A 19,899-nucleotide genomic window follows, 5' to 3' on the forward strand; every position below is an offset into this window, starting at 1 on the left:
GTGAGCTATGGAAACATAAAAACGAAGGGAGGACTACCATGGAAAACAAGAGGGCTAACTGCATTATCGAAGTCAGCGTCGACAGCGCCAATGGCCGCTATGCGGTCGGCATCATGAATATGCGCCAAGCACTCGATCTGCCGGAAATGCCTAGTCTGTCCTACACCCATCCGGATCCGGTCAAGGCCGCCGCCGGTATCGTCGTCAGCCGTAAGGAACTGGCCGGCTTCATGGCTTGCCGCTGAGGCAGCACCACCCTATCAAGCCGTGACGGCGCTTTATGCCAAAGCGCTGAGCCTCTTTTGCGGCGCCTGTTCTTCCCCCCTCGTTTTTAATTTGCCTTGCTGGCATCCTTGCACCGTTCATGCCAAGAAAGCGGCAGCAAAAGCAGCGCCGCGCGTCTTTTCAGACACGCAGACGACACTGTAGCACTTTGAATTATGCAAGGATGGCAGATGAGGGAGCGGCGCCCACCGCACAAAACGCGTGAGCGGACAAAACCCGCCGACAACGCCGCGGCTAAGCGGGTTACCCTTCCCCGCGCCCTTTCCAAGCTCGGTTATTGCTCCCGCACGCAGGCCGAACGTCTGATTGCCGAAAATCGCGTTGCGGTCGACGGCCGCACCGTCAGCGATATCTCCGCATGGGTCGATCTTGCCACGGCAAGGATCAGCATCGACGGCCTCGTCATCGCTGCCGAAGCGAAAATCTATCTGATGCTCAACAAGCCCCGCGGGCTCGTCACCACCCGCCACGATCCCGAAGGCAGGCCGACGGTCTATGATTGCCTCAGGGACTTCGACATCCCGCATCTCTCTCCGGTCGGCCGGCTCGACAAGGCGAGCGAGGGCCTGCTGCTTTTCACCAACGACACCGAATTCGCCCAGATACTGCTCGATCCGGCCACGCATGTGACGAAGACCTATCATGTCCAGATCGACCGCATCATGGACGATGAGGACATTGCCGCCATGACATCGGGCATCCGCCACGACGGCGAGTTGCTGACGGCCACCGCCGCGCAGCGCCTGCGCCAGGGCGACAGGAATTCATGGATCGAGGTCGAGCTCGACGAGGGCCGCAACCGCCAGATCCGCCGGATGCTGGAGGCGCTGGGAACCGAATGCCTGCGCCTTGTGCGCGTCGCAATCGGCGGGCTCGAACTCGGCGAACTGCCAAAAGGCGCCGTGCGTGCGCTGAGCGAAGCGGAATTGCAGGCGCTGCGCCGGAGAACCGGCATGGAAAGGACGAGACGCAATTGACTGCTGCGACGGAAATGGCGCCGCACGATTTCTGGCAGGAGCTTCACCCGCCCGGCACCTTTGCCGGCAATGGGGAATTTACCTCCTTCTATGTCGCCGTGCTCGAAGACGGCCGTCAGCTTCGCCTGCCGATCCGCGTGCTGGCGGATGGCGATCACGCCCTCGCCTCGCTGATCGTCAACCAGGCAAGCTTCGCCGTGCTCGATGCGCTCGCCGAAAGCCTTGCCGAAAAGATCAGACCCATGCGCATCGATGTCGTCGCCGGCATGCCAACGCTCGGCCTGACGCTGGCCGCCGCCGTGGCGCAGAAGCTCGGCCATAGCCGCTACGTTCCGCTCGGCACCTCGCGTAAATTTTGCTATCGCGATGAGCTCTCCGTTGCCCTGTCTTCAATCACCACGCCGACACAGCAGAAACGCCTCTATATCGATCCGCGCATGTTGCCGCTGCTTGAGAGACGGCGCGTCGCACTCATCGATGACGTCATTTCCAGCGGCGCCTCGATCGTCGCCGGTCTTCATCTGCTGACGGGCTGCGGTATCGAACCCGTCGTTATCGGTGCCGCCATGCTGCAATCGGAGCGCTGGCGCGACAGCCTCGCAGCCGCTGGGCCGCAATGGAACGCGCGCACCGTCGGCGTCTTCGCAACCCCCATTCTGGAGCGGAACGCCATGGGTCGGTGGCAGGCACCACCAGCTTAACGCGAGATATGTGGATTGTTCAATCTCTGCCTGAAAGCGCCTCTGTACAGCGCATGAGGAACGATTACAGTCCCCCTGATCGATGAAACAACGGACCCGCCCATGTCGTTCGATGCGCTCGCCAAGGCGACCGGAACCGGCTTTCGCTTCTTCGATTTCGCCTATGTCGGCCTGCGGGCGATACCCGATCGACTTGACTTCCCCAGCAATGAAACTAGAGCAGGAAGTCTTCACCCAATAATGAAGGACAGTCGAGCGCCGTGCGAATTCTCTCCGAAGCCCATTTCCCGGAATTGCCCAACTATTACCGCGGTAAGGTGCGCGAGAATTACGATCTTCCGGACGGACGCCGCATCATTATAAGCACCGACCGGTTGAGCGCTTTCGACCGCATCCTCACCAGCATCCCCTATAAAGGCCAAGTGCTGACGCAGACGGCGCGCTACTGGTTCGAGGCGACGAAAGACATCTGCCCGAACCACGTTCTCGACTATCCCGATGCGAATGTCGTTATCGGCAAGCGGCTTGACATCCTCCCGGTCGAGATCGTCGTGCGCGGTTATCTCGCCGGCACCACCGGCACCTCGATCCTGACGCTTTATAAAAAGGGCGAGCGCGAGATGTACGGCATGCGTCTGCCCGACGGTATGCGCGACAACCAGGTCCTGCCCGAACCCGTCATCACGCCGACCAGCAAGGAATTCGACGGCGGTCACGATGAACCGCTGACGCCGGCCGAAATCGTCACGCGTGGCCTTCTCACGAAAGAGCAATGGCAGACGCTGTCGACATATGCGCTCGCCCTCTTTGCCCGCGGCCAGGAGATGGCGGCGAAAAGCGGCCTGATTCTGGTCGATACCAAATACGAGTTCGGCACTGATGGTGACGGCAACATTATCCTCGCTGACGAGATCCACACGCCGGACAGCAGCCGCTACTGGCTTGCCGAAAGCTATCCGGCAAGCTTTGCCGCCGGGAAACGCCCGGAAAGCTTCGACAAGGATTTCGTCCGCGCCTGGGTGGCGGAGCGTTGCGATCCCTATAAGGACGAGATCCCGGAAATCCCCGCCGAACTGATCGAGCAGACCTCGGCCGTCTACATCAAAGCCTACGAGGCGATCACCGGTGAGCGTTTTGTTCCAGACAACAGCGGCGAGACGCCGCTTGCTCGTGTCCGAGCCAACCTCGCCCGCTATTTCCCTTGAAAAGACGAACGCGAAGGCCGCCAAGCCGTTCACCGGCTTGCGACGTTTCACCCATGGCGCTAGAGCGCCGCGCGTCCGAGAGGACGCTCTATCACTTTGAATTGGCGCATAATCCTTCCCGAAAATCGATTCCGATTTTCGGGGTTATGCGCTAGCATCAAAAAAAGGGGTATCGGGCTCAGCCCGGCGGGGAACAAATGGCAAGAAGGCCAAGACGCAAGGCCGAGGAAACGCGGGAAGACATTCTCTCCATGGCGGAGATGCTGTTTCGCGAGCGGGGCTTCGTCGCGGTGTCGATCGCCGATATCGCCGGCGCGCTCCACATGTCGCCCGCCAATGTCTTCAAGCATTTCCGCTCCAAGGTCGCGCTGGTCGATGCGATCGCCGGACGCCATCTCGACGATGCCGCCGAGCGCTTCGCCGCCTGCGATGAGAAGCTGCCGCCAAAGGAACAACTGCTCCGCTTCATCCTGCGCCTGCTGGAAAGCCACCTCCAGGACATCCAGAAGAACCCTTATATCTTCGAAATGGTACTCTCGACGATCGAAGCCAAACTCGAGGCCGGCAATCGTTACCGCGCCCGCATCGAAGCGAAGCTCGGCGAGATCATCCGTGAAGGCATGGCGGAGGGACGTTATCATTGCCGCCATCCCGAGAGCGCGGCGCGTACCGTTGCAGACGTCCTGGCCTGCGTGCTGCACCCTGTCCTGATCGCTCGCGACGACAAGGAGACCCTTGTTCACCGCGCCGAAAAAATCGTGTGTTTCGTCGATGCCGCACTGCAAAATAGCGCTTGCTAAGTGATGATTGTTGAATTACGTCACTTCGTAAGGCTTTTGTTAAATTCGGATAACGGCATTTGAAACCAATCCTGATGCTTGTACAAGCCTGTGCTCGGCCCAGCCGAGCGCTGGATCGAGCGCATAGATTGAATGGCGAATGCTACCGCACAGGAATTCAGCATGATACGGCGTGCCCTCCTCGTTCCCTCGGCCCTGGCATTCGCAGCCCTTCTCGCCGCCTGCAGCGACAGTGGCTCCAAGCCTGCGGGCAATGCGGGCGCAGGCGCGGCACAGCAGGCTGCCCCGGTCGGCGTGATCGCGTTGACGAAGGGCACGTTCCCGATCACCACCATCCTGCCTGGCCGTGCCGAGACATTTCAGACCGCCGATATCCGGCCGCAGGTGAGCGGCCTGATCCGCGAGGTCGCCTTTAAGGAAGGCGGCGAGATCAAGAAGGGCGACCTTCTCTACCAGATCGAGGATGCACCCTACATAGCCGCCGTCGAGCAGGCCAAGGCGGCAATCTCCAAGGCGCAAGCCAGCGTACCGAGCGCTGAAAGCAATCTCGACCGCTACCAGCGCCTCGTCGGCAGCGGTGCCACCCAGATCGAATTCGAAACGGCTAAGACGACGCTGCTCCAGGCCAAGGCCGAAGTCGAGTCGGCGAAGGCCGCGCTTTCCGCCGCACAGATCGACCTCGACCATACCAGGATCGTCGCCCCTTTTGATGGCATCATCGACCAGACGGCCGTTAATGTCGGCAACGTCGTCTCTGCCAACCAGACGACGGCGCTGACGACCATCCGCCAACTCGATCCGATCTATATCTCGCTGACGGAATCGAGCACCAACCTGCTGAGGTTGCGCGATGCGATGGCCGCCGGCAACATCGAGGGTGCGGAGAACGTCGCCTTCCACCTGATCCTCGAAGACGGCAAGGAATACAATCAGCAAGGCAAGCTCGACATGTCGAAGCAGGTCGTCAGCGAGACCACTGGCACCTTCATCATTCGTGTGCTCTTTCCCAATCCCGACCGCATCGTGCTGCCCGGCATGTATGTCCGCGCAACCGTCGAGCTCGGCGCCGAGGCCGGTTATGCGCTGCCGCAGCTGGCGACAAGCCGTGACGCCAACGGCCGGCTGACGGCACAATTCGTTTCCGCCGACGGCAAGGTCGAAACCCGCGCCTTCGAGAACAGTTCGCCCTCCAACAATTCCTGGCTCGTGACCGAAGGCATCAAGGACGGCGATCAGCTGATCGTCACCGGCCTCCAGTCCGTCACGGTGGGCATGCCGGTGAAACCGGTCCCGATGAAAATCAATGACAACGGCGTGGTCGTGCCTGCCGAACAGCCTGCGGCCGGTGACGCTGAGAAGGCTGCAGCGAAATAATCGCTGCAGGCCCGCATCGTCACCGTCCCAGCCGCACAGGAACAACCGATGGCCAAGTTTTTCATCCGACGTCCAATTTTCGCCTGGGTCATTGCGATCACCATCATGCTCGCCGGCCTGCTGGCGATTTTCACCCTGTCGATCTCTCAATACCCCGACATCGCCCCGACGACGGTTCGCATCAACGCCACCTATCGCGGCGCCAGCGCCGAGACGGTCGAGAAATCGGTGACGACGATCATCGAAGACGGCATGACCGGCCTCGACGACCTCACCTATATGACCTCGACCTCGTCGACCGGGTCGGCCAACATCCAGCTCACTTTCGGAACCAGCATCGATCCTGACATCGCCCAGGTGCAAGTGCAGAACAAGCTGCAGCTGGTCCAGTCGCAGCTTCCGGGCGACGTCATCGATGCCGGCATCAGCGTGACGCGCTCGACCTCGAGCATCCTTCTCGTCGGCTCGCTTGTTTCGACCGATGGCAAACGCAACTCCGTCGACCTCGGCAATATCATGTCGACCTCGATCGAGGATCAGATCCAGCGCCTGGAAGGCGTCGGCAGCATCAATGTCTTCGGTTCGGGATACGCCATGCGCGTCTGGCTCGATCCGTTCAAGCTCTTGAAATACCAGTTGACGCCGAGCGATGTGACGTCTGCCATCCAGGCCCAGAACACCCAGGTCTCCGTTGGCTCGCTCGGCGCCCAGCCGACGATCCCCGGCCAGCAGATCAACGTCACCATCACCGCCCAAAGCCAGCTGACCACCGTCGCCGATTTCGAGCACATTATCCTGAAGGTCGAAAAGGACGGCGCGACGGTGCGCTTGAGCGACGTCTCGCGCATCGAGATCGGTCAGGAGAGCTATGGGGGGAGTTCGCGCTACAACGGCATGCCTTCGAGCGGCTTTGCCGTCAACCTCGCAATCGGCGCCAACGCGATCGATACCGCCGCCCGCGTGCGGTCCGCACTCGATGTCATCGGCCGCACTCTGCCGGAAGGCGTAAAGATCACCTATCCCTATGACACGACACCCTTCGTCGAACTGTCGATCGAGAAGGTCGTGCATACGCTGATCGAGGCAATCGTGCTCGTCTTCGTGGTGCTGCTCGTCTTCCTGCAAAATCTGCGCGCCACGCTGATCCCGACCATCGCCGTTCCCGTGGTGCTGCTCGGCACCTTCGGGGTGCTGGCGGTCACCGGCTACTCGATCAATACCTTGACGATGTTCGCCATGGTGCTTGCGATCGGCCTTTTGGTCGACGATGCGATCGTCGTCGTCGAAAACGTCGAACGCATCATGTCGGAAGAGAAGCTTTCGCCGCTCGAAGCGACGGAGAAATCGATGGGCGAGATCACCGGCGCCATTGTCGGCATTGCGCTCGTGCTGACCGCCGTCTTCATTCCGATGGCCTTCTTCGGCGGCTCGACAGGCATCATCTATCGCCAGTTCTCGATCACCATCGTATCGGCCATGCTGCTGTCGGCACTCGTTGCGATCGTGCTAACGCCGGCGCTCTGCGCCACGATGCTGAAGCCGGTCAGCGAACACCGGAAACACCGGGTCGGCGACTGGTTCAACCGCAACTTCACGCGCTCGACCAACGGCTATGTCAGGACCATCGGCTATCTCCTGAAGCGGCCGATCCGCGTCATGCTGGTCTTTCTTCTCGTCGGCACCGGCTGTGCCTATCTATTCACCCGGCTGCCGAGCTCTTTCCTGCCGCAGGAAGATCAGGGCGTGCTGCTGACCATCGTCACCACGCCGCCTGGCTCGACCACGCAGCAGACCCAGGCCGTCGTTGAGAAGGTGGAAAACTATTATCGCCAGAGTGAGAAGGATGCCGTCGAATCGGTCTTCGGCGCCCTCGGCTTTGGATTCAACGGCTCCGGCCAGAACAGCGCCATCGTTTTCACCAAGCTCAAGGATTTTTCGCTGCGCACTGATCCAAATCTGAGTGCTCAGTCGGTTGTCAGCCGGGCGCTTCGCAGCTTCTTTGCGATGCGCGAGGCACAGGTCTTCGCGCTCCTGCCGCCGGCAATCCAGGGCCTCGGCGTGTCGAGCGGCTTCTCGATGTATCTCGTCGATACCGGCGGCCACGGCAACGACGCTCTGACGGCAGCCTCCAAGCGGCTAATCCAGATGGGCAACAGCTCGGGTAAAGTCGTGGCGCTGCGCAGCAGCAACAAGGAAGTCGAGCCGCAGATGCGCATCGTGCTCGATCAGGAAAAGATCGGCGCCATGGGCGTCGACATCGCCTCGGTCAATTCGATGCTGTCGATCATCTTCACCGGCCGCGACGTCAACGACTTCACGTTGAACGGCGAGATCAAGCCGGTCTATGTCGAGGGCGATGCGCCCTTCCGCATGCAGCCGGACGATCTCAACCACTGGTACGCCCGCAACAATGACGGCGAAATGGTGCCATTCTCCGCCTTTACCCGCACCGAGTGGGTGAAGGGCGCGCCCTCGCTTGCCCGCTTCAATGCCGTCAGCGCCATTCCGCTTGACGGCGCTTCCGCACCCGGAGTTTCCTCCGGCGATGCGATGAACGAAATGGAAGCCCTGACCAGTGAGCTCGGCGGCGGTTATACGGTCGCCTGGCAGGGCATCTCCTATCAGGAGCGCCTTTCCGGTTCGCAGGCGCCGATGCTCTATGCGATCTCGGTTCTCGTCGTCTTCCTCTGCCTGGCAGCGCTTTACGAAAGCTGGTCGATCCCCTTCTCGGTGATCATGGCGGTGCCCGTCGGCATCCTCGGAGCGTTGACGGCGGCAACCCTTTTCGGCCAGGCGAACGACGTCTATTTCAAGGTTGGCCTGCTCACCACTATCGGGCTGGCGGCAAAAAACGCCATCCTGATTGTCGAATTCGCCAAGGATCGCATGGAAAGCGGCATGGGGCTCTACGAGGCGACATTGGAAGCAGCGAGATTGCGCCTGCGGCCGATCATCATGACTTCGCTTGCCTTCATTCTCGGCGTCGTGCCGCTGGCGATCGCGACAGGCGCGGGCTCGGCGGCACAGAATGCCATTGGTATCGGCGTTCTCGGCGGCATGCTGGCGGCGACGATGCTCGGAATTTTCTTCGTGCCGTCGTTTTTCGTCGTCATTCGACGCATCTTTGCCACACGCGGCAAAAATGCGGCAGGACTGTGATATAAATGCACTGTGATATTGCTGTTCCCGTTGCTACATTGCGCCCGACTGCTTCGGAATGGTGTTTTTGGTAGAACGAGGCGCGGCGGCCGATAGTGAAGCATGAAGCTTCGGACAAGAATTGACTTGCTCGAGTACAGGATGAAATGAATGGTATCTCTTCGTTTTGCCACACCGGCATTATTGTTATTGTTGTCGGGCTGCGTTGTAGGCCCGGATCATGTTCCTCCTGAGATGCCGCTGCCCGCCAAATTCGGAGAGGGTGGGACCAAGAGTGATGGCGATGTTGCTACTGCAGCATGGTGGACCGCCTTCAAGGATCCAAGACTGAACGGCTACGTCAAGGCCGGCCTCGATCAGAACCTGACAGTTCAACAGGCGATCGAAAGAATCAATGCAGCTTCCGCAAACGTGACCACTGCCGGCGCCGGCGGCCTGCCGAATTTGAATGTCGGCGCCTCGCAGACGGTCAGCGGCCAGAAGGGCGAGCTGCGCACGCAGTTCGACACGCGCAATACCAGTGCCGGCGACGTCCAGCTGAGCTGGCTACTCGATCTCTTCGGGCTCTACAAGCGCAATACGGAGAGCGCGCTTGCCTCGCTCGATTCCGCTTACGCATCGGCTGACGTTGCCAGGCTGACCCTCATACAGGACCTTGTCTCGAGCTATATCGACGTTCGCTACTTCCAGCAGCGTCTAGCGCTTTCGAAGACCAATCTGAAGTCCCGTCAGGAAACCTACGAGCTGACCAAGTTCCAGCTGGAAGCCGGCGCCGCCTCGCGTCTTGACGTCGTTCAGGCCGAAGGCCTGGTGCAGTCGACGCTCGCCGAAATTCCCGGCCTCGAAACCAATATCCGCGTATCGGCCCATCACATCGCCACGCTGCTCGGCCTGCCGGCTTCGGCTCTTGTCGATGAATTGCTGAAGGGCTCCGGCCAGCCGGTATTCCGCGGCGGCATCACCTCCGGCATCCCGGCCGACCTGATCCGCAATCGTCCGGACATCCGCGTCGCGGAACGTGATCTTGCCGCCGCAACGGCCAATATCGGCGTTGCCCAGGCGCAGCTTTATCCGAGCATCTCGCTTAGCGGCTCGATCTCGCCGTCTTACATCAACCAGCGTGGCATCCATGGCGGCCTGACGCCATGGTCCTTCGGCCCGACGCTCAACCTGCCGATCTTCGATGGTGGCCGCCTTCGCGCCAACGTCAAGTCGGCACAGTCCGACGCCGCCACTGCCTATCTCAACTGGAAATCGACGGTGCTGACCGCGGTCGAGCAGGTCGAGAATGCGCTCTCGGCCGTCCGGCGTGACGCGCAAACGGTCGCGGCGCTTCAGGCCCAGGTGAAGACCACGCAGGAAACGCTGGAACTTTCGACTGCATCCTACAAGGACGGCGCCTCCTCGCTGCTCGACGTTCTCGACGCGCAGCGCCAGGTTTCGCTGGCCCAGGCAAGCCTTGCCGCATCCGTCCAACAGATGGCCAAGGACTATGTCTCGCTGAACATCGCGGTTGGTGGTGGCTTCGCCCCCGACGGCAAGACGACCGCACCGGCGGCGAAGGTTGTGGCTGTCAAGGGCTGACAGCTGCCGCAATCGACTTGATAAGTACAAAGCCTCGCGATTGCCTCGCGGGGCTTTTTCTTGCCTGCGGCGTGCCGCAATCGAATAATTGCGATAAGATGCATTTGGATTCGACATGCAGAAAAAGCTGAGCTATCACTCTGATTAAACGATTAATCAAAGTGATCGTCGATCATGGCAGCACCGCGCCCGGGACCGAACCTCAGCAGGATAGCAACGTCGCTCGGCGTCTCCGTCGCGACGGTCTCCAATGCCCTTTCCGGCAAAGGCCGGGTCTCCGGCCAATTGGTCGAAAGAATTCGCGAGCATGCGGCCGAACTCGGTTACGTCCCGAGCCAGGCCGGCCGGGCGCTACGGACCGGCCGCAGCGGCGTTCTCGGTCTAGTGCTGCCCGATATCGCCAATCCGCTGTTCCCGAAGATCGCGCAGGCGATCGAATTTGCTGCGTCCGCCGCAGGTTACGGCGTGCTGATCGCCGATTCCCGCGGCGATGTCGCCGCCCAGACCGAGGCGATCAACCGGCTTGCCGAGCGCGGCGTCGACGGCATGGTCATCATTCCCCGCCGCGCCACCCGCATTTCGGCAGCGGCCTGTCCGGTCGCCATCATCGATACTCCCTCGACGCCTGGAAACACCGTTGCCGCCGACCATTGGCAGGGCGGCCACGAAATCGCCGTTCATCTGGCGGGCCTCGGCCATCGCCGTATCCTCATCATCGGCAACAATCAGGAATCCAACGTCCAGAACGACCGCGCCGGCGGCATCCGCTCCGGCATGCGCCCGGGCATGCATTCGGAAACCCTGTGGATCGACCGGCTGGAGCGGGAGAACGGCAGTGGCTGCCCGCTCGGCCTCGCCGAAAAAGTCAGACAGGGTTTCACCGCCTTCGCAGCCCTCTCCGACCTGCAGGCGTTGCGGGCGCTGACGGAGTTGCAGCAGGCTGGCATCAACATTCCCACTGACGTCAGCGTCACCGGTTTCGACGACCTCATCTGGTCGCCTGTTGTCACGCCGTCGCTGACGACGGTCCGGATGGACATGGATAGGATTGCCGAAATTGCCGTATCGGCGCTGGTGGATACTATAAAAACAAGCACCATCCGCAAGGGCGTGCTCGTTACCGCGGAGATCGAACGCGTCGCCATGCAGCTGATCGTCCGCCAATCATCCCGGCCTGCGAAGCCGGCACCAAAAACCTCAGAGATGGAGAAAATGTGAGATGAAAAAAGCTTTCATTGCCTCGGCAGCACTCCTCCTCGACACCGCGCTCGGCCCGATCAAAGCGGAGATCGATGCATGCCTGCCGTCGCACGAGACCGGCAGTGCACTCACCTTCGATCTGCCGGTTGCAGGTGCTGCAAACCTCAAACGTTTCGGGTGAAATCATGGGCGTCTGGATCGACACCGATATGGGCTTCGACGATATCGCCGCCATTCTGGTGGTGGTGCAGTCGGAATTCGAGATCGACGGCGTATCGCTGGTCTTCGGCAATACGCCTCTGGCGCAGGTAAAGGTGAACGCCGCCGGCGCCGCCAGTGCCTTCGGCTGGAAGTTTCCCATCCACACCGGCCGCGCCATGCCCGTGCTCGGCAAGCTCGAAACCGCGCAGGCGATCCTCGGCGAAACCGGCATCCCGACATCAGGCAAGAGCCTGCCGAAGGTGGCGGCCCTTGCCGACAGCGATGCCTTCGCAGCACTCTGCCGTTGGCTGGAGCGCCAGGGCCAGCACCGTATCCTGGCGCTCGGGCCCCTCACCAACATCGCCGCCGTGGCTCTTGCCCGGCCCGATCTTGCCGCCCGTATCACCGAACTCGTCTGGATGGGCGGCGGCGTCACCAGCGGCAACCATACGGCCTCCGCCGAATTCAACGCGCTCGCCGATCCCGAGGCCCTCTCGATCGTCATCGCCCATGGCCTTCCGCTGCGCATGGTCGATCTCGACCTCTGCCGCAAGGTGCTGGCAAGGCCTGAGGACACCGAACCCATGCGCAATGCCGGCGGCGCCAATGCAGAGCTGATCACCGATATGTTCTCGGCCTATATCCGCATCGGCACCAGCCGCGGCCGCCCGGCGATGGCAATCTACGACCCCTCTGCGGCCGTCGCCTTCGTAGCCCCTGATGTCGTGAGCTTCCGTCCCGCCCGCATCGACGTCGAGCTGCAGGGTGCCCTCACCCGTGGCCGCACCATCGTCGAGACCCGCGCCACGCATGCGACCTTCAATGCCCAATTCGCCGCCGACATCGATGCCGGCACGGCGCGTGTCATCATTCTCGCCGCTTTGGTCAACGAGGCCCGCAAATGAACGCCACCCCTCGTCAGGAACCCGCCGATCTCAATGATCCCGCCTTGCGCGCCCGCGCCGTCACTGCAGCGCGCGGCGACGCTCCTTTCGACGTGCTGATCACCGGCGGCAGGCTGCTCGATGCGGTAACGGGCCTGATCCGGGAAGCCGATGTCGGCCTCGTCGGCGCGCTGATATCAAGCGTCCATGCCCCGGCAAGCCGAACGGATGCCATCGAGACCATCGATGCTTCGGGCCGCATCCTGACGCCCGGCCTGATCGACACGCACATGCATGTCGAAAGTTCGATGGTGACGCCGGCCGAATATGCGAACGCCGTCTTGCCGCGCGGCGTGACGACGATCGTCTGGGATCCGCACGAATTCGGCAACGTCCATGGGCTCGACGGCGTGCGCTGGGCGATCGAGGCGGCGCGCGGCCTGCCACTGCGCGTGATCCTGCTCGCGCCCTCCTGTGTGCCTTCCGCGCCAGGCCTGGAAATTGCCGGCGCCGATTTCGATGCTGCCGTCGTCGCCGAGATGCTGCGCTCCTCCGCCGTCGGTGGCGTCGCCGAAGTGATGAACATGCGCGGCGTCATTGACGGCGATCCGCGCATGACCGCCATCGTCAATGCCGGCCTTGCCGCCGGCAAGCTCGTCTGCGGCCATGCCCGCGGCCTCGAAGGCACCGATCTCAACGCCTTCATGGCATCGGGCATCACCTCCGACCACGAACTTACCTCCGGCGCCGATCTCCTTGCCAAGCTTTCCGCCGGCCTGACGATCGAGCTGCGCGGCTCTCACGACCATCTGCTGAAGGAGTTCGTCGAGGTGCTGAACGGTCTCGGCCACCTGCCCCCGGCCGTCACGCTCTGCACCGACGACGTCTTTCCCGACGAACTCCAGGAAGACGGCGGCCTCGACGACGTCATCAGGCGCCTGGTGCGCTACGGCATGAAGCCGGAATGGGCCATCCGTGCAGCGACCTTCAATGCCGCACAACGTCTGCAGCGTCCCGATCTCGGCCTCCTCGCCGCCGGCCGCCGCGCCGACATGGTGCTCTTTGACGACCTCACGGAATTCCGCGCGCGGCTGGTCATATCAGGCGGCCGTATCGTCGCCCGCAACGGCCGCATGCAGGTGGCCGTCCAGCAGATTGATACGGCGCCGCTTGTCAATTCGACGAAGCTGCCGCCGCTGACCGAGAATGATTTCCGCATTCCGGCCCAGGGCGAGCGCGTCCGCGTCGCCACCATCGACCGCCCGCGCTTCACGCAATGGGGCGAGGCCGAAACCGAAGTGAGGGACGGTTTCGTCGTGCCGCCGGTCGGCAGCGCCATGATCTCCGTCGTCCATCGCCACGGCAAGACCGACAGCATCCCGCGCATCGGCTTCCTCACCGGCTGGGGTGAATGGCGCGGCGCCTTCTGCACCACGGTTTCGCATGACAGCCACAACCTCACCGTCTTCGGTGGCAATGCGGGCGACATGGCGCTCGCCGCCAACGCCGTCATATCAGCCGGCGGCGGCATGGCGGTCGCCAAGGATGGGCGGATCGAAGCGATGCTGCCGCTACCGCTCTCCGGTCTGGTGACGGAGGCATCACTGAAGGACACCGCCTTGGCCTTCGTCCGCATACGCAGTGCAATGGAAAAGATCGTCGACTGGAAACCACCCTATCGGGTCTTCAAGGCCTGCTTCGGCGCAACGCTCGCCTGCAATGCCGGCCCGCATCAGACCGATCGCGGCATTGCCGATGTGGTAATGGGGACAGTGACGGAGAGCCCGGTGCTAGAGGTTCTGTAAGCCAAAACGCACATATGATATGACGATGGCGTGCCGTGTGGCCCCATCCGTCTGCCGCCTCCTTCTTCCTGCTGGGAAGAAGAGACTCGCCGCAACGTATCGATTCCCCTTCTCCCCATGGGGAGAAGGTGCCCGTAGGGCGAATGAGGGGCGGCAAACGCCGGAGCTTACCCTTGCAACTCCCGCTCCACCAACGCCACCCAATAAGCCGCTCCATAGCCAAGCGCGGCATCGTTGAAATCATAAGCCGTATTATGGTGCAGCGCCCCGTCCATCGCCGGACCGTTGCCGAGCCAGACATAGCAGCCCGGTGCATTCTGCGCGAAGAAGGCGAAATCATCTCCCGCGGTCGATGGCGGAAAGCTTGTCCGCACCTTCTCATTAAAGACCGCACCGGCCGCACCAAGCGCCCCCGCCGTCGCATCCGCATCATTGACGACAGGCGGAATTCGCCGCTCGAATGCATAGTCCACTGCGATTCCGTACATGGCCGCGGTACCTTGCGCTAACCGGCCGATCTCGGTCTCCAGCTGATCGCGCACCTCAGGCGAATAGGCCCGCGCCGTTCCGCCAATCTCGACGATATCAGGAATGACGTTCAGCGCCTTCGAGTCGCCCGCCTGCAGGAAACAGGCGCTGACGACCGCCGGTTGCAGCGGATCGATCACCCGTCCGACAATCGTCTGCAGCGATGACAGGAAGGTGCCGGCGGCCGTGATCGGATCGCGGCCGAGATGCGGCTTGGCGCCATGCGTGCCGGTCCCGCGGAAGGTAATCCGCCAACTGTCGGAGGAGGCAAGCTGCGGTCCCTCGACCACGGCGATCTCATCGACCGCAAGCCCAGGCATGTTGTGCAGCCCATAGACGGCATCGCAGGGAAAAAGTTGAAACAGCCCCTCCTCGACCATGCGTTTCGCTCCGCCGCGCCCCTCTTCGGCCGGCTGGAAGATGAAATGCACTGTACCGGAAAAATTCCGTGTCGCCGCCAGATGCCGGGCGGCGCCGATGAGCATTGCGGTATGTCCGTCATGGCCGCAAGCATGCATCTTACCTGATACTGTCGATTTATAAGGCCGCTCCGCCATCTCAGACATGGCAAGCGCATCCATGTCGGCGCGGAGCCCGATCCTGCGCGTGCCGTTGCCGAGCTGCAGCGTACCGACCACGCCGGTACCGCCGAGTCCGCGATGCACGGTGATGCCGGCCTCTTCGAGAAGCCTCGCGACAATGCCGGCGGTACGCTCCTCCTCGAAACCGAGTTCGGGATGGGCGTGCAGGTCGCGGCGCAGGGAGGTCAGAAACGGCAACTCGTCATTCATCCGGGCGGGAATGCTCATCGGGCAATGCTCATGGGCCTGGATATCCTGTCAAGCGAGACGGGCGCCCAACCGGCGCCCGCGTCAGACCATCCGTTGTTCATCAAACGGCCCACAAGTTCAACCCTTCAGGCTTCCTCGACGAACACCTCCTCGCGCTTCTTCTTGATGCTCGGCAGGAAGACGACGATGAGGACGGCGGCCGCAATCGCCAGGAGAATGGCGCTGATCGGTCGCGTTACGAAGGTCGTGGGATCGCCGCGCGACAGGATCATGGCGCGACGCAGGTTCTCCTCGAGCAGCGGCCCCAGCACGAAGCCGAGCAGGAGCGGCGCCGGCTCGCAACGAAGCTTCGCCAGCACATAGCCGATGAGCCCGAAGAAGGCGACGGCATAGAGATCGTAAACATTGGCGTTGACGCTGTAGACCCCGATCGAGCAGAAGGCCATGATGACAGGGAAGAGCACGTAGTAGGGCACGGTCAGCAGTTTCACCCAGAGCCCGATCAGCGGCAGATTGAGGATGACCAGCATCAGGTTGCCGATCCACATTGAGGCGATGATGCCCCAGAACAGCGCCGGCTGTTCGATGGCGACATTCGGCCCCGGCACGATGCCCTGGATGATCATCGCACCGATCATCAGCGCCATGACGGGGTTGGCCGGAATGCCGAGCGTCAACAGCGGAATGAACGAGGTCTGGGCGCCGGCATTGTTGGCCGATTCCGGTCCCGCGACGCCGGCAACCGCACCCTTGCCGAATTCCCCCGGCGTCTTCGACATCCGCTTTTCCACCGTATAGGAGGCGAAGGAGGCAAGGATGGCGCCACCGCCTGGCAGGATGCCGAGCGCCGAACCGATCGCCGTGCCGCGAATGATCGGTGCGATCATCTCCTTGAATTCCTGGCGGGACGGCAAGAGGCCGGTGACCTTTGCCATCAGCACCGTACGTGTCGACTCGCCCTCGAGGTTGCGCAGGATTTCGGCAACCCCGAATACGCCGACGGCAAGCGCCACGAAGTTCAGACCGTCGGCATATTCGCGGATGCCGAGCGTGAAGCGCGGCGTGCCGGTATAGATGTCGGTGCCGACCAGGCCAAGTAGCAGCCCGAGCGCCACCATGGCCAGCGCCTTGACGACAGACCCGTGCGCAAGAGCGATCGAGGAAACGAGACCGACGATCATCAGCGAGAAATATTCCGCCGAGCCGAATTGCAGCGCGATTGCGGTGAGCGGCGGCGCGAAGATCGCGACGAGGAAGGTCGACACGGTGCCAGCGAAGAACGAGCCGAGCGCCGCGATCGCAAGTGCTGCCCCCGCCCTGCCCTTGCGGGCCATCTGGTAGCCATCGATCGCGGTCACCGCCGAGGAAGATTCGCCCGGCATGTTGATCAGGATCGCCGTCGTCGAGCCGCCATACTGTGCGCCGTAATAGATGCCGGCGAGCATGATCAGCGAGGAGACTGGTTCGAGCTGGAAGGTGATCGGCAGGAGCATGGCGATCGTCGCCGTGGCGCCGATGCCGGGCAGCACGCCAATCAGCGTGCCGAGCAGCACGCCGATCAGGCAGAAGAGTAGGTTTTCCGGAGTGCCGGCTGTTGCAAAGCCGAGCGCGAGATTGCTGAGAAGATCCATCATCGCCTCCTAGAACCGGACCCAGGGGCCGAAGCGCTCGAACGGCAGGCCGAGCCCGTAGCTGAAGACCGCCACCGAAAAGATCGTCAGCAGCAGCGAGAGGATGATCGCGAAGAACACGTTCATCTTTTGCGATGCGAAGCAGGCGATGAAGGCGGTGAGGAACAGTGACGGTGCAAATCCGAGACCGCGCACCGTCAGCCCGAAGAACACCGGTGCCGGCAGGATGAAGAGCATGCCGCGCCAGGCAAAGGGGTCGATAGGCTCGCCCTCGACGCGGAGTGCCTGAATGAAGATGATCGCGCCGAGAAGCACGAGCACACCGGCAAGCACCAACGGAAAATAGCCAGGCCCCATGCGCACTGCCGTGCCGAGGTCGAGCCCCAGCGACTGGATGGCGAAGAAAGCACCGGTCGCGACGAAAAGCGCACCGCAGATCGCATTGGTGGTATCGAAACTGATGGACTTCATGGTGTCTCCTGGGGTTGGAGATGATTGATGTGACGCGGTCACAAAGATAGTAGCCCCTCATCCGCCTGCCGGCACCTTCTCCCCGCGCGCGGGGAGAAGGGGATACGCCGCAGACCTCTCGCCCTTTCCCACCGTTGTGTTAGGCAGGTCCCCTCTCCCCGCACGCGGGGAGAGGGTTAGGGTGAGGGGCTTGGCCAGCACGCCCAGGATGCGGGTATACTCTCAGTCGGCATACTCGCCGGCGGCCTCTATGATCGGCTTCCAGCGGGCGATCTCGCTTTCGAGCTTGGCCTTCAGCGCAGCCGGCGTCGCATCGGCGTCGGAGGATGGCGCCGTGCCGAGCTCGGCGAAGCGGGCGCCGACATTCGGATCCTTCAGCGCGACTTGCAGCGACTTCGACAGACGTTCGTTGATCTCAGCCGGCGTGCCCTTCGGCGTATAGATGCCGTGCCAGATGCCGACTTCAAAACCCGGCAGCCCGGCTTCGACGGCCGTCGGAATGTCCTTCATCACGTCGAGCCGCTTGGGCGAGGTCACGGCATAGGCCTTGATCGTGCCGCCCTGAATCTGCTTCGTCGTGTTGGTCGTCTGATCGCACATGACATCAACCTGACCGCCGAGCAGATCGGTCATGGCAGGGCCGGTGCCCTTGTAGGGAACGGTCGTGAGCGGTGTCTGGATGGCGCTCATGAACATCATGCCGCAGAGATGCGAGGCCGCGCCGATGCCGGCATTGGCGACCGTCACCTTGTCCTTGTTGGCCTTGATATAATCGATCAATCCCTTGAGGTCGGCAGGCTCCATGTCCTTACGGGCAACGATCGTCATCGGCACCTCTGTGACGAGGCCGACATAGTCGAAGGCGCCGAGCGTGTCGTAGGCGAGCTTGCGGTAGAGCGTAGCGCTGGTCGCCATGCCGATATGGTGCAGCAGGATGGTGTAACCGTCGGGATCGGAACTCGCCACGCGGCCCGCGCCGAGCGTGCCGCCGGCGCCGCCGACATTTTCGACGACGATCTGCTGGCCGAGATCCTTCGACATGGATTCGGCGACCAGGCGCGCGACGGTGTCGGTGGGGCCGCCGGCCGCAAAGGGCACGACCATGGTGATGGTGCGCTCGGGATAGGTCTGCGCCGAAGCGACGCCGACGAGAAGAGAGACCGCGGCAGCCGCGGTCAGGCCGAGCATGGCCTTCAGAATTTTCATCGTTTCCTCCCTGATGAAATAAGCGAGCCCGACACATCCTCCGCGCCGGGGATGACCTATTTGCCGCCGGGAAAAATCGACCCGCAATCATTGCAGCCGCTTTCGAAAGACGATTTTGCGACAGTGCGATGCAGCATGGGTCGATTTGGAAACAAACGGCCGGTGCGATGGGTGGAAATCCACCCATCGCACTATGACGTCTGCCTTCATTTTTTGGGAGGCAGCACCACTTCGCCGGTTTCGATCAGCGACTTGAGGTTCGAGAGAATGCGTGGCCAGCCGCCGGAAACGGCGTTGATAAGCTTGGAATTCTCGACCGCAATGGAATGGGTCACCGTCAGCTTGGTAGCCGTATCGTTGACCGCCTCGATCTCCATCACGCATTGCGAATAGCCCTCGGCCTTCAGCTCCGGCATGAACTCGTTCCGCCATTTCAGCACGAGCCGTTTCGGCGGATCGCATTCCAGGATCTCGCCGGTGTCGGCGACCGATCCGTCCTCGAACAGAAGCTTCCAGGCGGCGCCCGCTCGCCACTCGGTCTCGAAGTGGGCGCCGAGCCAGAATTTCTTCATGAACTCGGCCGTCGTCAGCGCCGCCCAAAGCTGCTCCGGCGTCGTGCGAATAAAGGTGACATAGTTATATGTGCTGCCAGCCATGATGATACTCCTTTTTGGCGAGGACAAGATGCTCCCGATGGCCAGGCCGCGGATCTAGTGGCCGCCCTTGCCTTCGAGGGTCTGCTTCAGATCGGCGAGCGCATTCAGCTGCTGCCGCTCGAATTTGTTGATCCATCGTTGCGCGATCTCGTTGATCGGCACGGGATTGATGAAGTGCAGTTTCTGCCGGCCCTGGCGCTTGGACGAAACGAGGCTCGCCTCCTCCAGGATCGCAATATGTTTGGCCACGGCCTGGCGCGTCATCGCAAGCCCCTCGCAGAGCTCAGCCAGAGTCTGGCCGTTCCTCGCATACAGCCGATCTAGCAACTGCCGCCGGCTCGCATCTGCCAGAGCCCGGAAAACTGCGTCATCATCAATGTCTTTATACGGAACCATTTGGTTGCCTATTTTTCTTCCTTATAGGCAACCAAATGGTTGCAT

General features: G+C 62.0%; 17 protein-coding genes and 1 pseudogene. 12 read left to right on the forward strand and 6 right to left on the reverse strand.

The window, feature by feature from the left end; translation table 11 throughout:
- The first annotated feature begins 38 nt into the window (after positions 1-38).
- From N2600_RS17925 to N2600_RS17980, 12 genes and pseudogenes are all read left to right on the forward strand, one after another.
- Complete coding sequence (locus N2600_RS17925; protein ID WP_003542611.1) at positions 39-245, forward strand: hypothetical protein; 207 nt, start codon at positions 39-41, stop codon at positions 243-245.
- Between the two features lie 210 nt (positions 246-455).
- Positions 456-1,262: a pseudouridine synthase gene (locus tag N2600_RS17930; protein WP_260296967.1), complete on the forward strand. Its 807-nt coding sequence runs from the start codon at positions 456-458 to the stop codon at positions 1,260-1,262.
- Positions 1,263-1,276: 14 nt separating this feature from the next.
- Positions 1,277-1,963 (forward strand): phosphoribosyltransferase, encoded by a 687-nt coding sequence (locus N2600_RS17935; RefSeq protein WP_260298845.1) that lies wholly within the window; start codon positions 1,277-1,279, stop codon positions 1,961-1,963.
- Positions 1,964-2,223: 260 nt separating this feature from the next.
- Entirely contained in the window at positions 2,224-3,168 is a 945-nt protein-coding gene (locus tag N2600_RS17940; RefSeq protein WP_170279742.1) for a phosphoribosylaminoimidazolesuccinocarboxamide synthase, read from the forward strand.
- A gap of 197 nt (positions 3,169-3,365) precedes the next feature.
- A complete protein-coding gene (locus N2600_RS17945) occupies positions 3,366-3,968 on the forward strand; it encodes a TetR family transcriptional regulator (protein ID WP_017968048.1) in 603 nt (200 codons plus the stop codon).
- A 162-nt stretch (positions 3,969-4,130) separates the two neighbouring features.
- Entirely contained in the window at positions 4,131-5,342 is a 1,212-nt protein-coding gene (locus N2600_RS17950) for an efflux RND transporter periplasmic adaptor subunit (protein ID WP_020486253.1), read from the forward strand.
- Positions 5,343-5,390: 48 nt separating this feature from the next.
- Positions 5,391-8,501, forward strand: coding sequence for an efflux RND transporter permease subunit (locus N2600_RS17955; protein ID WP_260296970.1), 3,111 nt, complete (start codon positions 5,391-5,393; stop codon positions 8,499-8,501).
- A gap of 150 nt (positions 8,502-8,651) precedes the next feature.
- A complete protein-coding gene (locus N2600_RS17960; protein ID WP_260296972.1) occupies positions 8,652-10,085 on the forward strand; it encodes an efflux transporter outer membrane subunit in 1,434 nt (477 codons plus the stop codon).
- A gap of 174 nt (positions 10,086-10,259) precedes the next feature.
- Positions 10,260-11,303, forward strand: a complete 1,044-nt coding sequence (locus N2600_RS17965; RefSeq protein ID WP_162118811.1) for a LacI family DNA-binding transcriptional regulator — start codon at positions 10,260-10,262, stop codon at positions 11,301-11,303.
- Positions 11,304-11,337: 34 nt separating this feature from the next.
- A pseudogene (locus tag N2600_RS17970) lies at positions 11,338-11,466 on the forward strand (ABC transporter ATP-binding protein); the annotation flags it as partial.
- A gap of 4 nt (positions 11,467-11,470) precedes the next feature.
- Positions 11,471-12,391 (forward strand): nucleoside hydrolase, encoded by a 921-nt coding sequence (locus tag N2600_RS17975; RefSeq protein WP_222384646.1) that lies wholly within the window; start codon positions 11,471-11,473, stop codon positions 12,389-12,391.
- A complete protein-coding gene (locus N2600_RS17980; RefSeq protein WP_222384645.1) occupies positions 12,388-14,175 on the forward strand; it encodes an adenine deaminase in 1,788 nt (595 codons plus the stop codon). The genes N2600_RS17975 and N2600_RS17980 overlap by 4 nt, the downstream gene beginning before the upstream one ends.
- A 167-nt stretch (positions 14,176-14,342) precedes the next feature.
- Here N2600_RS17980 and N2600_RS17985 read toward each other — a convergent pair whose 3' ends face one another.
- From N2600_RS17985 to N2600_RS18010, 6 genes are all read right to left on the reverse strand, one after another.
- On the reverse strand, positions 14,343-15,512 hold the full coding sequence (locus N2600_RS17985; protein WP_260296974.1) for a M20 aminoacylase family protein: 1,170 nt from the start codon (positions 15,510-15,512) through the stop codon (positions 14,343-14,345).
- A gap of 107 nt (positions 15,513-15,619) precedes the next feature.
- A complete protein-coding gene (locus N2600_RS17990; RefSeq protein WP_260296975.1) occupies positions 15,620-17,125 on the reverse strand; it encodes a tripartite tricarboxylate transporter permease in 1,506 nt (501 codons plus the stop codon).
- 9 nt (positions 17,126-17,134) lie between these two features.
- The gene (locus tag N2600_RS17995) at positions 17,135-17,596 is read right to left on the reverse strand and encodes a tripartite tricarboxylate transporter TctB family protein (protein WP_017968058.1); all 462 of its coding nucleotides are present in this window, start codon (positions 17,594-17,596) and stop codon (positions 17,135-17,137) included.
- 222 nt (positions 17,597-17,818) lie between these two features.
- Positions 17,819-18,802 (reverse strand): tripartite tricarboxylate transporter substrate-binding protein, encoded by a 984-nt coding sequence (locus N2600_RS18000; RefSeq protein WP_017968059.1) that lies wholly within the window; start codon positions 18,800-18,802, stop codon positions 17,819-17,821.
- Positions 18,803-19,008: 206 nt separating this feature from the next.
- Positions 19,009-19,458 carry an SRPBCC family protein gene (locus N2600_RS18005; RefSeq protein WP_018068960.1) on the reverse strand — a complete coding sequence of 150 codons (450 nt, stop codon included), beginning with the start codon at positions 19,456-19,458 and terminating at the stop codon, positions 19,009-19,011.
- Positions 19,459-19,512: 54 nt separating this feature from the next.
- Positions 19,513-19,836 carry an ArsR/SmtB family transcription factor gene (locus N2600_RS18010; protein ID WP_222384642.1) on the reverse strand — a complete coding sequence of 108 codons (324 nt, stop codon included), beginning with the start codon at positions 19,834-19,836 and terminating at the stop codon, positions 19,513-19,515.
- Between the last annotated feature and the right edge of the window lie 63 nt (positions 19,837-19,899).

This window comes from Rhizobium sp. WSM1274 (genome assembly GCF_025200775.1).
In the GTDB taxonomy this organism is placed as follows: domain Bacteria; phylum Pseudomonadota; class Alphaproteobacteria; order Rhizobiales; family Rhizobiaceae; genus Rhizobium; species Rhizobium leguminosarum_I.